The 14031-nt window shown below is 67.4% G+C and carries 11 protein-coding genes; 5 read left to right on the forward strand and 6 right to left on the reverse strand.

The genetic code is table 11. The annotated features are described in order from the left end of the window. Positions 1–685 precede the first annotated feature (685 nt). A complete protein-coding gene (locus STRNI_RS10945; protein WP_381845861.1) occupies positions 686–5269 on the reverse strand; it encodes a sacsin N-terminal ATP-binding-like domain-containing protein in 4584 nt (1527 codons plus the stop codon). A gap of 560 nt (positions 5270–5829) precedes the next feature. On the opposite strand from STRNI_RS10945, the gene STRNI_RS10955 reads away from it, so the two are divergent. Beyond that, positions 5830–6120 (forward strand): hypothetical protein, encoded by a 291-nt coding sequence (locus tag STRNI_RS10955; RefSeq protein WP_277411100.1) that lies wholly within the window; start codon positions 5830–5832, stop codon positions 6118–6120. A 49-nt stretch (positions 6121–6169) separates the two neighbouring features. Here the strand turns inward: STRNI_RS10955 and STRNI_RS10960 are convergent, their stop codons facing one another. The 5 genes from STRNI_RS10960 to STRNI_RS10975 form a co-directional block, all read right to left on the reverse strand. Then, positions 6170–7258 carry a tyrosine-type recombinase/integrase gene (locus tag STRNI_RS10960; RefSeq protein WP_277411101.1) on the reverse strand — a complete coding sequence of 363 codons (1089 nt, stop codon included), beginning with the start codon at positions 7256–7258 and terminating at the stop codon, positions 6170–6172. A gap of 62 nt (positions 7259–7320) precedes the next feature. Continuing rightward, positions 7321–7527, reverse strand: coding sequence for a helix-turn-helix domain-containing protein (locus tag STRNI_RS10965; RefSeq protein WP_277411102.1), 207 nt, complete (start codon positions 7525–7527; stop codon positions 7321–7323). 239 nt (positions 7528–7766) lie between these two features. After that, on the reverse strand, positions 7767–8390 hold the full coding sequence (locus tag STRNI_RS10970; RefSeq protein WP_277411103.1) for a tyrosine-type recombinase/integrase: 624 nt from the start codon (positions 8388–8390) through the stop codon (positions 7767–7769). 155 nt (positions 8391–8545) lie between these two features. Then, positions 8546–8785, reverse strand: a complete 240-nt coding sequence (locus STRNI_RS41325) for a winged helix-turn-helix transcriptional regulator (protein ID WP_338149726.1) — start codon at positions 8783–8785, stop codon at positions 8546–8548. Then, on the reverse strand, positions 8730–8864 hold the full coding sequence (locus STRNI_RS10975) for a hypothetical protein (RefSeq protein WP_277411104.1): 135 nt from the start codon (positions 8862–8864) through the stop codon (positions 8730–8732). The genes STRNI_RS41325 and STRNI_RS10975 overlap by 56 nt, the downstream gene beginning before the upstream one ends. A gap of 769 nt (positions 8865–9633) precedes the next feature. Between STRNI_RS10975 and serS the strand changes: the two genes are divergently transcribed. The 4 genes from serS to hisS all read left to right on the forward strand — a co-directional run bounded on the left by serS (position 9634) and on the right by hisS (position 13923). Next, complete coding sequence (serS, locus tag STRNI_RS10980; protein WP_277411105.1) at positions 9634–10920, forward strand: serine--tRNA ligase; 1287 nt, start codon at positions 9634–9636, stop codon at positions 10918–10920. A gap of 171 nt (positions 10921–11091) precedes the next feature. Continuing rightward, complete coding sequence (locus tag STRNI_RS10985) at positions 11092–11265, forward strand: hypothetical protein (RefSeq protein ID WP_277411106.1); 174 nt, start codon at positions 11092–11094, stop codon at positions 11263–11265. Positions 11266–11301: 36 nt separating this feature from the next. After that, positions 11302–12558: a tRNA lysidine(34) synthetase gene (locus STRNI_RS10990; protein ID WP_277411107.1), complete on the forward strand. Its 1257-nt coding sequence runs from the start codon at positions 11302–11304 to the stop codon at positions 12556–12558. 54 nt (positions 12559–12612) lie between these two features. Next, positions 12613–13923, forward strand: a complete 1311-nt coding sequence (gene hisS / locus STRNI_RS10995) for a histidine--tRNA ligase (protein ID WP_277411108.1) — start codon at positions 12613–12615, stop codon at positions 13921–13923. Positions 13924–14031: the final 108 nt, after the last annotated feature.

A 14031-nucleotide genomic window follows, 5' to 3' on the forward strand; every position in this document is an offset into this window, starting at 1 on the left:
GGGGCCGTTCGGTAGTGGTGTGCCGCTGAAGCGGCGGGATGGCTGCCGTGGGGCCTGTCGGCTCCGTGGCAACTCGAATAAGTTACACGATCCTACGGGTGCGGCACGACTTGGGGGGGCACTTCCGCGGTGGTTCGGGCTGTCCCGGGCCGCTAGGTCGCCGGACCACCAGGTCACCGGGGCACCAGGTCACCGGGGCACCCACAAGGCAGGGGCACTCCGATGAGCTGTCCCGGGTCAGCGCACTCGCAGTGGTAGGCCGCCTGCGAGGGGGACTGCGAGGGACGCCTTGAGTGTTGGTGCTGTCCCCTCCCACTCCGCGGAAGGTTTCGGCGCTCTCGAGGAGTTGCGCCGAGGCCCGGCGTTGCGGCGGCGGCGACCAACAGCGCCTCGACGGTCTCGGCGGCCCCGTCAGAAGAGCCGGAGCAGGCAGACGAGGGAACCGCCTGAGACACCACAAGAGCCGGGCGTCGCGAGCGCCATTTCAGCGTCTCAATCACAAGACCGCAGGTCAGGCGCCCTTGGCTGCCCGTTCCAGCACCACAACGCACTCCACATGATGCGTCATCGGAAAGATGTCGCCATGAGAGGTGCCGGGGAAAATGCCAGGTCAGAAGCGGTTTATTGGTCGTGCGTCCTGCGTGAAGGGCGCTTGGAGCGTCAAACGAGCGTCATGACCGACGGCTTATCTCTCCTCCTTGAGTTGGTACACCCGGCTGTGCGCGGCTCTGATGCCCGTGATCGTCACGCTGCTGCTCGGACGGCAGGTCAGCTGTTGGAGCGGCTGCGGGATGATGCGTACGGACACGGGGGCGGTTCCAGCCTCCAGCCCGGAGACGATGACGAGAAAGAAGTCGTCGCTCTCCGTGGCTCGCTGGAATTCCGCGGGCGTCAGCTGCACCGTGTCCGGTTCGGCGCCTCCGTACGCTTTGAGTTCGTAGAAGCGCGACAGTGCGTCCACGGCGTCGGCGCCGAGACCATGCTGGGCTCGCAGGTCGCGCAGCCAGTCGTGGTCGCCGGCGAGTGCCTGGCGCACTACGTCCAGGGCCACCTTTTCCTGTTCCGTGCCTGAGTAGGGGCGCGGTGTCGTGTGCTGTTGGGGGATTGCCGATCCGGCACGGGGCTGCGGCAGTCCGGACGTACCCGAGGTGAACGCGCTCGGTCGTGCGACGGGCGCGCCCGCGACCGAGGACTTCGGCGGCGTGATGGCGCCGCTCGGGTCAACGAGCCGGAGCCTGTCGGGGTCGACGAGCCTGCGCGGTGGGGCGGCGGGTGTGCCAGGAGGGGCAGACGGACCCCTCACGGGTGGCGGGTTGTTGGGGGCAGGCGGGAGGGGCATCGATGTCCGTGGGGTGCCGGCCGCTACGCCGGCCTGCGCCCCAGTGGCGGTACGGCGTTCGTCCACCTCGTCACCGAGTTCCCTGAGCCGGCGTTCGCGTTCGGCCTCCGCAGCTTCCCGGTCGCGCCGCACCTGGTCGTCGGCAAGGCTCAGCTGTACGGCCGTACGGCCCTTCTCAGCCTGGTCACAAGCGGCTCCCCATGCGAGAGCCGCTTCCCGACTGCGGCCCGGAAACCGTGCGGCGATCGACCGACCGGCCCCGGACGTACGTGTCAGGGCAGCCGTGTCGCGGACGTACAACGTTCCCGAGGACCAGTCGATCCCGGCGTCCACGGGCACGGTGACCGACTCGCCCGTGTCCGGAAGCTCGACGCGGCAGGCCAGGTGAGGGGCAATGCGCACGGTCAGGTCCGCGAGCTCGTCCCAGGAGCAGTCCAGCGACCGGGCCACGTTCGCGGCGTTGCGCTGCAGGTCCTCACGGAGGTGGGTGACGGCCGACCGGACCAGCGCGGTCAAGTCCGGGTCCGCCGGAGCCAGGCTAGGGCTGTACACGGTGACGTGCTCTGCGGCCAGCTCGGTCACCCGCAGGTCCCGGATCAGCGGCCTGAACTGCTCCAGTTCGGCTCCCGGGCACCACATCGCACGTTCACGGCCTAACGCCTCAGCCACCACCGGGTCCTCGACGGCATACACGGGCCGCTTGCTCCGCCAGCCCTGGCTCGTCCACAGAGGGAGCCGCCCCAGGCGCTTGGCCGTCAACACACCTGGCTGGGTACGGCCCAGAACGGCGAGCATCTGCAGGGTCTGCAGGACGATGGACTGGGTCGTCCCGTCCTGCTCCTCCCGACCCTGCTTCCGGTCCCACTGTGCCAGCTCCTTGACCACGGCCGTGGCGTCGTCCACAGTCGGCGCCCGTACTCCGAGCCGCTGCCAGAACGCCTCGCTGCCCGGAAACGTCGGCGCGAACGCACGGAGCGGCCCGAAGAGCGGCGCCCCGCGCAGGCACTGGCCCGGCCTGCGCCAACCGGAGTCTGTGAGGACGAGGCCGTTCCCCTCGCCGAACGCCCGCAGCACGGCACGCAAAGGCATCTCCCCGAAGGCGCCGACACCACGGCCAACGGTGCGCTCGGCCAGAGCCTCGTAGAGGATCAGTGCCGCGGGCACGTCCCTATCCCCGCTTTCCTCCTCCTGTCGGCGCAGGCGTTGCACGCATTCCACTAGGTCCTCGGTGCGGGCCTCCTCCGATATGTCCAGGGCGCGCAGCACGTCGCTGCGCCTGCCGATCAGTTGCTGGATCTCGGGATGGAGGAATCGCGTGTTGTCCGCCCCGTACACGGCGACACTGCTGGTGGTTCGCATGCGGAGTCGGGCCGGGGCGGACGGCGTGCCGTTCCCGTTGTCCAGCCATGGTGTGTCGCGCAACTGCCAGAGCCAGAAGGCTGCGGTTTTGCCCCGGTCCTGCCACACGTAGTGGTCGTAGACGGCAGCGACCTCGTCGTGGTCGGAGAGGCGGCTCCAGGCCCGGCCGAGGACATGGAACAGGGCTACCGCCCGGTGCCTGCGGGCCTGGGGGTCCTGCTCCGCCGCGATGTTGGAGGCGACGGCACGTAGGTTGGGGCTGTCGTAGTCGTCGAGTGTGAACGTCGCGCCCTGAGCGCGCAGGGCATCTGTGCGTGCCCGGGGTCCCGACATGACGTTCGCCGGCAGCCCCTTGGGGCTCTGCGTGAAGCGCTCCCGCCCCCCTGGGTGCCTGCGCAACCTGGGTGCGGTCTCCGCACCCAGGAGTCTCAGGAATTTCCGGGCGCCCATCCCAGTGGCACCGCGCTGCAGGACCTCGGCGTACCGAGACCGCAGCCACACTGGCCCGGCCGTGCGGCCGGCGGCGAAGGCGAAGCTCTCCTCGCGTTCGGAACTGTCCAGTCGGGCGGGTAGGTAGGCCCTGGCGGGAGAGACGTCGATGGCCTCACGTTTTCCGGCATGGTCGTACCGATGCCCCTGCAACCGGATGGCGCGTCCCACATCCCGGCCCAAGGTCTCGCGGTCGGACTCTGGCAAGTGAGCGAAACCATCGCGCAGTTCGACGAGCTGGTCATCCGCCAGGCGCAGAACATTCGGGCCGCTGCCCCCTGCGGCGCCGATGGCGGCGAGGCGCCGGATGACGGCCACTGCATCCGCGTCGGTAAGCAGTGCCTCACGATTGCGGAGCCACGCCCTCACCGACCGTGCCTCGTCGGTGTCGGCGAGGAACGCCGAATGGATCTCCCGGGAGAACCCGAGACTGGCGCCCAGGCCCCGTGGGACGTCGGTGAACAGAGCAGGTTCCTCGCGCCGGGGCACAAGGTGGCGGCCCCCGGAGCTGTCCACGAGCCACCGGCTCGACAGCAAGGAGGTGTACATGTCTGCGGAAAGTCCCGCCGCGGCGAGGCGGACGTTCGCCTGCGGTGACCGGGTTTCGTCGTCGAGGAGGCGCAGCGCGTCGTAGAGGTCCACCGTCATGGGAACCGCGCCGTCGTGGTCCTCCCAGTCCGCCAGCACCTCACGCCACCGGCCGTCCTCGTCCCGTGCCACGTTGGGCAGTACGGCGGTGCACTGCGCGACGCGGGAGACCTCCTCTTCGGTGACCACGCCGGCCAGCGTCTCGTCCTCCACCGCGAGATCGCCCAGGCCGAGCGGCCCCTGCCCCGCGACGTCGAGGACGAGACCGTGGGACACTCCCGCCCTGGCCCGGTCGAGGAGCAGTCGCTCCAGCGCGGCGACCGGGTCACGGGAATCGCGCACGTCGTCGGGGAGCGGCACGGCGCGCCATGCTCGTGCCGGATCCCGCCGGAACTGCCGCAGGACAGCGGCCGCCCACAGGTCGCCGACCAATACGTTCAGGGCGCGGTTCCACGGGGTGTCGTCGAGCGCCTGTCGGCTGGCGATTGGGTCGAACTGGGCACTCACGCAGAGAGCCAGAGCCGTGTCCGCGACGGGAAGACTGGCGTAGATCCGCCCGGCATCATCGGGTCCCAGCGGAAGAGCCACAGCGAGTGCGGTGGTGGGCCCGCCCGCCTTGTGGGACCGGGTGATCCCAGAGGGGCTAGGAACGGTCGCACGGCACACCATCCACCGGGAGCCATCGCCAGCTCGCGCCACGCCTGTCTCGACTGCTACGCTCCGCCCGCCCACCTGGGCCTCGAATGCCTCGCCGACCTCGCGGTCGAGCGCCAGCCGGTGCCGGACCTCACCTTGCTCGTCCAGGTGCGTGACACTGCCGACGCTGCCGAGGAAGAGCAGCGCGCTGTCCCCCCACTCGGCAAGCCACGCGTCCACCTCGTCCGCACTGAGCACACCCCGCTCCAGTGGAACCCGCAGTACCGTCCAGGTGGCACCCGCGAACCAGTCGGGTACCGGGAACGGCTCGGCCACGGAGATGTCCGGATCCCCGACGCGGAACCGGTAATGCCCGCAGTGAACCTCCAGATGGGATGAAAGGGACTGCAGGGTCATCAAGCCGATCCCAAACCTGCCGGTGGATTCGGCCTGCTCCGCTTTGCTGGTCAGCCAGGGCATCGCCAGGGCCAGAACGTCCGGCAACCGTACGGGACTGCCATTGTGGGCGACGAGGAGTTCCCGTCCCCTTGTCAGAATGCGTACCTCCGTGGCACCGAGGTCCTCGGCGTTCTGGACGATCTCCGAGAGTCCCTGGAGACGATCGCTCGACAGATTGCCTGCGTGATCTCGGGTACGTCTCAGCGCGTGCCGTACTTGACCGTCCAGGCGGGCGAACCGGGTACCGAGTCGCTCGACCGCCGCCTCGGTCGCCGCCTCGCCCTCCGGCTCCGGTACGACGACTCCTTCTGGGATGCCCTCCAGAGAGAAGAGCTCATCGGCTGACGCAATCGCCCGCTCCACCACGGCCGTTCGACGCACCGCATCCCCCGTGGTCATGCCTGCCCCCGCTCGCCTCGGCCCCCAAGGACACAGGGTAATGAGCCCAGGGAAAACAGCATGCCAAATCAAGCAGTTGCCGCCTTACGAGACCCCAGAGAGACGCCCGGCACGCTCCTCTGCGGATCTCCAACGGGGCCAGGCCATACACCAGATGGTCATCGACATCCGCGGCCAGGCGCTCCCGCTTGCGATCACGGAGCGGACAACTAAGGTGCCGCATGAGTCGTCCACTCAGGAGATCCGCCAGCAGCAACGCAATTCCTGGACTCGTATCCCCAAGTACGATCACGAGTTCAACGGACGCCTCGAACTCGGTGCGCCCGCGGGGAGTTGGTACCAGCATTCGTACACGCACAGCGACGGCGCACGATGGACACTGGAGTCCCGCCTGGGACATCTTCTGCGTGATCTCGAACACCGTGCCGCGGCAGCCGAACGCCAACAGCAGCAGGAGGAACTCCGCATGGCCCGAACTGCGGCGCAGCTGGTACTCGGCTGTTGCGCAGGCTCGGGAGCGGCAAGTCGAACGCCATTGAGCGAAGGTCCTGGTCGAGCAGGTGGAAGCATGGCATCGGGCCGACGAGATCCGCGCCTTCTCCCGCGCGGCCCGCGTCCGAGCCGATGGCGCGTCCGCTTCGGCGGGGGAACTGGAGTGGCTGCAATGGGCCGAGGCGTACGCGGAACGGATTAATCCGCTGTCCGCGCCACTGCGGACTCCACCGGATCCCCCCGCCAGCCGTGAGGCTCTGCGCGAACACCTTCAAGGCGATCTCTATCCCCATCCCTGGCCGTTCGACAGCAAGGGATGCTGGACGCCGCCCGACGAGAAGGTCGCGCAGAGCCCCTGATCAGGCAGACGCCTCCGCCCTGTCCATGAGGCCCAGGGAGGAGGATCGTTTATGCGGGGATGTTCAACGGGACGTCCAGGCGCTCCCAGGCACCGAGGACGGCTTTGTGGGCGTCCGGTTGGAGGTGCGCATAGCGCTGGGTGGTCTGGAAACTCTCGTGGCCAAGGAGGTGCTGGACCTCATAGAGCGAGACTCCCTTCTGGACGAGCCACGAGGCGCAGGTGTGACGCATGGAGTGCGGCGGATAGTGCGGAACAAGTTGCTGCTCGCCGTCGGTGTCGAAGTAGTAGGCGCCCTCGACGGCGGGCCACCAGGTCTGCCGTCGCCAGTTGCCGTCATCGAGGCGGCGGCCAGCACGACCCTTGGTGATGGTGGTGAAGACCAGGGCGTCACGGTCGAGCCGATGGATGTGGCGTTCGAGTGCGTCCAGAACGTGAGGTGGGAGAGGGACTTCCCGGCGGCTCTTGGAGCTCTTGGGGTACTCCTTGATGCCGCTCTTGGCGTTGACCTCCACCACGAACAGGCGCGAGCGACGCCTGTCGATGCGGTGACGATGCAGGCCGGAGAGCTCTCCCCAGCGCAGGCCGGTGTAGAAGCCAAGCAGGCACATCGTCCGCCAAGCGGCGGGGAGTTCGTCCAGGATGCTCTGCGCCTGGTCGAGCGTGAACCACTGCGGCGGCTTGACCGCGATCTGAGGCAGGTCGATGCTGCGGCAGGGGCTCACCGCGATGACGTCATCGTCGACGGCCGCTCGCATGATGGAGGACGTGAGGTTGTACGCCCGCTTGATCGCGGCAGCTCCCGCGCCCTTCTCGACCAGGGAGCGGATCCAGCTCTGGACGTCCATGCGGGTGATGGCCCGCATCTCCCAGGCAGCCCAGTGGGGCATGACGTGATTCTTGATGCTGTAGGCGTCGCCGCGCAGCGTGTGTGGTTCGACAATGCGGGCTCCCCACCATCGGTCGTGCCACTCACGGAATGCCATTTCACCGGCCCGCGGGTCGCGCATGCCTCCGCGGGCGAACTGGGTCTCCATCTCCACGCCCCAGGCGCGGGCCTGCGCCTTAAGGGGGAACGACTCGCTGAACCGGTCTCCTAGCCGGTTGCGTACGGTCGCCTGCCACTTGCCGGACTTCAACTTGCGGAGGTACGAGGTCTTGCTCCTTGTTCAACGATGTCGGAGGCCGGGATGGGCCAAGGTCAGCGGCGGGCTGCCAACGGTGCGACGACGCGGCGGCTGATGAACTCATCGAGCTCCGCCGCAGGGACCCGGACGCGGGACCGGCCTGGTCCGGTACGGAGGTCGACGACAGGCAGATCTCCTGCGGCGATGAAGCGGTAGACGGTGCGGCGGTCGACGTCCAGGGCGGCGGCGACGGCAGGGATCGACAGCAGGCGTGCAGGCATGGAGGGGACCTTGAGTGATAGGGCGGGGTGGGGTGGGTGCCCGGCGAGTCGGCAGCTGGGCTAGCCGGTCCAATGCGAAGGTGAACCACCCGTGACAGGGCAGTGGGACCGCGCCACGGAGCGAGTCCGACCAGAGAGCGGCCGGTCTCGTGACGGCGTCGTTGGGGTTAGGACCGCCGGTGCAGAGGAGGGAAAGCTGGTGGCGCCCGTGCTCTGGTTGTCAGCCAGCACGGGCAGAATTACGACTTGAGCGAGTCCGGGAGGGCCATGACCTGGGCCAGATGGTCCCAGTCGACTTCGGTATCCTCCGCGCGGAAGCAGTGCGGGTATCGCAGCGCAAGCCAACTCGGGGTCACGCCCGCCCACTCGGCAACACCCCACACAGGAACGCCCGCATTGAGCCACTTCTCCAGGCAGGAGTCGCGCAGGCTGGTGACGTGCTCCCCCAGTCCTGCTTCCAGTTCGTCCGGTCGTAGGACCGCCTCGCGAGCCTGCTTCCAAACCCGCCGGCGCACCGAAGAAGACAACGGGACGCCGCGCTCAGAGGGGAACAGCAGATCGCCCGGTTCCAGGTCGGCCCTGCTGATCCACCCCCGCAGCAGGATGACGAGCTCAGGAGCGACAGGCACTTTCCGGCCCTCACCAGCACGGATCGACGCCTCGCCGAACTCCCCTTCCGGAAGCGTCATATCGTCCACTCGGAGAGCAACCGCCTCGCCGGGAGACAGGGCCGCCTCCGCTATGGAGACAAGGAACGGGTACACGGCACCCTCTACCGCGGCGTTTTCCCGCACCCATCCCAGCAGGAGACGGATCTGCTCCGAGGAAAGCAGCGCCGATTCGTCTATTGCAGGCTGCGACAAGCTACTTGACTCCTCAAATGGGTCGTCGGGACACCCAAGGCATCCCCTGGAAGATTCAAGGGTCTGCAGAATCGCCGGTTTGGCCAACCGGCGATCGTGGTCTATGTTGCGCGCCCACACAGGGAAATCCACGGACCGTTCCTAGCGGACGAAGCTCAGGCAGCCAGCCGGTACGACCTGAGAGCGGGAGTCGCGCCGTCCGAGACGACCACCAGGAGCCCGTCGGCGGCGAGTCGGTCAAGGTTGCGGGCCACGACACGTTCGGAAGCACCAACGGCTCGGGCAACGTGTCGTGTTGCGGCTCCGGGATGCACTGCAATGTGCGCGAGGACCTCTCGATCACGGCGGTAGCCGTTGCACCAGGTCCTCACCGAACAGCCCGGCCACACAGACACAGAGACACAGTGCCGTGGACAGGGCGCCGTAGTCGTCACGCTGCTGTGCGGTCCACGCGTTCAGGGAGCCGAGCGCCAAGAGGACAGGGGCAGTGAAGCAAACGGATCGGAGAGCGAGATTCGACAGCTGAGCCTCCTTGGGTCGGCCCTCGGCCACAAGTCCGAGCAGGTCGCGGGTACGGGCTGCCGGGCTGCCGGCCTGCTGCCGGTCGCCCCGGAGAGCCCGCGTCCCTCCGCCGACCTGGTGTTTTATGGGACGTTGTACGTTGACATGGTCCCGGAGGAGGTTCCAGTCCTTTGGGGCCCTTTCTCGTCTGCCGTGGGCGAATGCCGTGTGGATGCCCGGCGCGAGGCCCTCGCTGCCCCTGTTCTATCCGGTCGGGAGGAGGGCATCGGCGCCCCTGTCACGGAGTCGCTGTGCGACCTCGTCGCGAAAGAGCGCGCGGGGCGACAGAGCTGGATCCACAATGCCTGGAAGCCACGCCGACTCGGCGCTCTGCCTCCCCCGGGGCGAATTCGCTAGCTACGCGACCATCAGGCGCCCTATCTTGGGGACAACGCGACGACGGAGCCAAGTAGCCCGGGATCACGCGAGCCGAGAGAGCCGCCAGGCGCTGTGACGGCGGCCTCGCGCCCCGGAGTGAATCCCCTCCCGAGTGCGAGGAGGAAAGGCCACCCGCAGGCGGCCCAATGCCTCGCCGGCCGACCCCCGTGACCGGGTCATGATCGAGGCCGCTGCAAACGTGTCGGCGGCGAAGGCGCGGTGGCACCGCGAGTTGCCCCTTCTCGCCCGCGCCCCCAAGGGATCACGCCCATCTTGTGGGCCTGGTCGATCGGAGTTCCGGCAGATGCTGGACATCACGCTCATCCGCACCAACCCCGCCTACGTACTAGCGGCGCTGGCCAAACGCGCCGTGCACGTCGACATCGACGCCTTCCTCCGGCTGGATGCGGACCTGCGCCGGGTCCGCGGCGAGGTGGAACGGCTGCGCGGCGACCGCAGGGCGGTCTCGGGGAGGATCGCGCAGCAGCAGCGCGCGAACCAAGCCGTTGAGGACCTGCGCACCAAGGCCAAGACCGTCACCGAGCGGCTGGCCGCCGCCGAGCAGCGCCTGGCCGAACTGCAGCGGGCCCACAGGGCCTTCCTCGCCCCACTGCCGAACCTGCCCGACGACGAGGTGCCCGCCGGAGGCAAGGAAAACAACAAGGTTATCCGCACCGTCGGGCAGCCGCCCCGGTTCACCTTCGAGCCAAAGGACCACGTGGACCTCGCGCGAACTTTGGGGCTCGTCGACTACCAGCGCGGCGCCAAGCTCGCCGGGAGCGGATTCTGGATCTACCTCGGCCAGGGCGCTCAGCTGGAGTGGGCGCTGCTGAACTACTTCACTGAGACGCACTTGCGCGACGGCTACGAGTTCGTCCTGCCACCGCATCTGCTCACCTACGCGGCCGGGTACACCGCCGGGCAGTTTCCCAAGTTCGCCGACGAGGTGTTCACCGTGCGCCACGGCGAGGAGGGCCCCGAGCAGTTCCTGCTTCCCACCGCCGAGACCGCGCTGGTCAATCTGCACCGCGGCGAGACGCTGGCCGGCAGCGAGCTGCCCAAGAAGTATTTCGCCTATACGCCCAGCTACCGCAAGGAGGCCGGCGGCTACCGTACGGCAGAGCGGGGCACGCTGCGCGGCCACCAGTTCAACAAGGTCGAGATGTTCCAGTTCACGCGCCCCGAAGACTCGGTCGTTGCGCACGAGGAACTCCTCGCCAAAGCCGAGGAGCTGGTGGCCGGACTCGGCCTGCACTACCGCGTCACGCGCCTGGCCGCCCAGGACACGACCGCTGCCATGGCCAAGACCTACGACGTCGAGGTGTGGCTGCCGAGCGTAGGGGCGTACGTCGAGGTCAGCTCGGTATCGAACGCGCGTGACTACCAGGCCCGCCGCGGCAGCATCCGCTACCAGCCGAGCCAGGGCAAGACGGCCCTCGTCCACACACTCAACGCCTCGGGCCTGGCGACCAGTCGCCTGCTGCCCGCGCTGCTGGAGCAACGCCAGCGGGCGGACGGCACGGTCCCTGTACCCGAAGCTCTTGGAAAGTGGATGCCGTGCGAAGTTATGGCGCCGCCTCCGGCCCGATAGCAGGGATACCTCGCCACACCATCGGAGATCCGGCTACCGCTCCGAAGGATCCAGCCAACTCGACTCACACTCGGTCATGACACATTCGCACACTGTTACGGTGGTGGTTTGGCTCGGCTGCGATCAGGGATCACTGCTGCGGGCCAACCGACGACAGGCATGGAGGATGTAATGCCCCATCAGTTGACGGCCGTCGAAACCATAGAGGTTCAGGAAGATCACACCGAAGCACATGATCTGGCGCAGATCATGACGCGCACTCTCCCCGAGGCCGGCATGGACCGGATGACCAGCGCGCGGGTCGAAGAGGTGCTGGCTGTTCCTGCGCTGACAGCGCACATCTAAGCAGGAGCTGAGCACGTCAATGTTGAAAGCCAGGGAATGGAGTACGCGGTGAATAGCTGGGGAAACGTCACGCTTCTGTTTTCGGCTGGGGTGCGGCAGCCCAAGCCCATGGACAAACTGACGCTCGGTGAGCTTCTCCTGGCAAACCGCTTCCCCCCGTCGTTGTTCCAAGCGTATGAAGCGCCCGGCGACGGCACCTTAAAGGCCGTACCCATGTCCCTGGCCCTCAGCGAGATCCCCGAGGGGCGCAACGTCATCCTGCAGTGCATACGCAACACGGATATCGACGCACTGCGCCCCAACGAGATGGAGACGGTGCATCACAGTCAAGATCCGGTTGCCGCGATGTTCGACTTCCAGTGGGCGGACGAGGCCAAGAGCCCGACGCACCGGGTCCACTTGGTTGATGCCGAGGGCATGCGCGACATCATCTTCGGGAAGATCGCAGACTTCCTGACCCGGCAGGACGCCTCCCTCCCGCTGGTCGCCGGCATCTCAGGTGGCGGCGACAGCAACACCCTGGTGCAAGGCATGCACCGCTATGCGAGCAAGCAGAATCTGGATGCCTCCAAGATCACCTGCTTCACCCTGGTCATGCCCCCGATCTGGCCCGAGTCCGCGGCCGACCGAGCCCGAGAGCTGTGCTCCGAGGCTGGATTCGAGCACCGTGTCCTGTACCCCAAGGACATGGCCCAACTCCTGGGGATGAATGAGTCCCCCGAGCGCCTTTGGGAGGAGCTCTCCGACCGCTACACCGCCGATCTGGCCCACTTCTTCGGAACGTTCTTCATCAACCTTGCGGGCCGCGCGATCTGCGAGGAGGTCAACGGGTCACAGCTTCTCGTCGGCTACAACCGCGAAGACGTCATGGCGGAGCTGCTGTTCTGTCTCGTGAACGGGCGTCGCCCCATGCCGTTCCCAAAGCGACGGACTGGTTCGACCGACGTGCTGATGCCAGTCTGGGACGTGCCGAAGAACATGCTCGATTCGTGCTACCCGCACTACAGCGAGGCCAATTACAGCGAGCGCGTGGATTCCTCGGCTGTGCGACGTTCTTCGATCTATTACATGGCTCACTGCCTGGACGCGCTCGTCCCCCAGATGTCGATGTCATTGATGACCGGCACGGCACGGCTCATGGACGAACTCGGCGGGTGGCAGGAGCTGACTCCGGTCATGGGGACGCCGCTGCTGCACACCGGTTACGGAGACGCAGACGAGCAGAAGAAGCTGCTGGAGCTGCTGAATCGATACTTCCCGCAGTGGCAGCCAGTGACGGATCAAGCGCAGTAGGATACAGGCTGACCCAGACGCCGCAACTCGCCAGACACCGGGAGAACCACCAGCATGGGGCAGGCCGCTCAGACGCCGTCGGGTACCAGGGACCTCCTGGCCGATGAGGTACGCCGCCGGAGGGCAGCGTTCAACACGCTCTCCCAGATCTTCGAAAACTTCGGGTTCGACCCCCTGGAGACGCCCGCCTTCGAAAATCTGGACGTCATCACCGGTAAGTACGGCGAAGAGGCGTCGAAACTCATCTTCAAGATCCTCAAGCGCGGTGTGCACGAGGCATCGGGGCAGGCTGACCTCGCGCTGCGCTACGACCACACGGTGCCGCTGGCTCGCGTCATCGGCACTCACGGCGCGAAGCTGCCCACCCCCTACAAGCGGTACGCCATCGGCCCGGTGTGGCGTGCCGACCGCCCGCAGGAAGGGCGCTTCCGCGAGTTCGTCCAGTGCGACATTGACACGGTCGGATCGCACTCCCCGCTCGCCGACGCGGAAATCGTGCTGGCGCTCGCCAAGGGCCTCGACGGCCTGGGCGTGCATGAGTTCACGTTCATGGTGAACAGCCGCAAGGCGCTCTACGCCCTGCTGGATGTCTACGGCATCGACCCGGCCGGCGGCCCCGGCGTCCTCGGTACGCTCGACAAGCTCGACAAGATCGGTGCCGAGGCCGTCGCCAAGGAACTCACCGTGGACCGGGGCCTCACCCCTGAAGTTGCCGAGGCGCTTGTGGGTGACGTTGCCGCCGATACCCCGGACCGTGTCCGGGAGCGACTGGACGCAACGGAAGAGGGCAAAGCCGGGCTCGCCGAGGTCGACCGGCTCATTGAGCTGACCACCAGTGCCGGCCTCGCGAGCGAGCACATTGTCTACGCCCCCCGCATGGTGCGCGGCCTCGACTACTACACAGGCGTCATTTACGAGGTGGAGGCTGCCGGATACCCGGGCTCGATTGCTGCCGGGGGACGGTACGACCAACTTGTCGCTTCCCTGGGGGGGCCTGACCGCCCTGCTTGCGGCGGATCCATCGGTGTCGAGCGCATCCTTGCCATCCAGGGCTCCCAGCTCACCGAGCAACGTGGCCTCGACGTAGCTTTGACAGTGCTCGGCGGCGAAGAGGACCTCATGCGCCTGGCCGCCGAACTCCGCGATGAGGGCCTGCGCGTGGGCACCTACCTGGGCTCTTCCACGAAGCTCGCCAAACAGCTCAAGTGGGCCAACGAGCAGAACGCCCGAATCACCGTTCTGTACGGCCCCGACGAACAAGCCGCCGGGGAAGTCACGCTCCGGGACATGCAATCCGGTGACCAGACTCGGGTACCGCTCCCCAGGGCTGCCGCCCACCTCCGCAACACGCTTGAAGGACCCTGACCCCGACCGTCAGCGAGCGCCTTGGGCTACAGCGGCCGGATTCAGGGTGTTCGCTGCGGCGCCGATGCCTGATTCGCCCCGCCTCGCGGGCCGCGGCCCGCTTGGCGT

It is taken from the genome of Streptomyces nigrescens, assembly GCF_027626975.1.
GTDB lineage: Bacteria > Actinomycetota > Actinomycetes > Streptomycetales > Streptomycetaceae > Streptomyces > Streptomyces nigrescens.

Bases quoted from the DNA above. Each gene is read 5' to 3' on its own strand.
- STRNI_RS10945 (WP_381845861.1), bottom strand. From the start codon at position 5,269: ATGACCACGGGGGATGCGGTGCGTCGAACGGCCGTGGTGGAGCGGGCG.
- STRNI_RS10965 (WP_277411102.1), bottom strand. From the start codon at position 7,527: ATGCCTGCACGCCTGCTGTCGATCCCTGCCGTCGCCGCCGCCCTGGAC.
- serS (WP_277411105.1), top strand. From the start codon at position 9,634: ATGCTGGACATCACGCTCATCCGCACCAACCCCGCCTACGTACTAGCG.
- STRNI_RS10985 (WP_277411106.1), top strand. From the start codon at position 11,092: ATGCCCCATCAGTTGACGGCCGTCGAAACCATAGAGGTTCAGGAAGAT.
- STRNI_RS10990 (WP_277411107.1), top strand. From the start codon at position 11,302: ATGGAGTACGCGGTGAATAGCTGGGGAAACGTCACGCTTCTGTTTTCG.
- hisS (WP_277411108.1), top strand. From the start codon at position 12,613: ATGGGGCAGGCCGCTCAGACGCCGTCGGGTACCAGGGACCTCCTGGCC.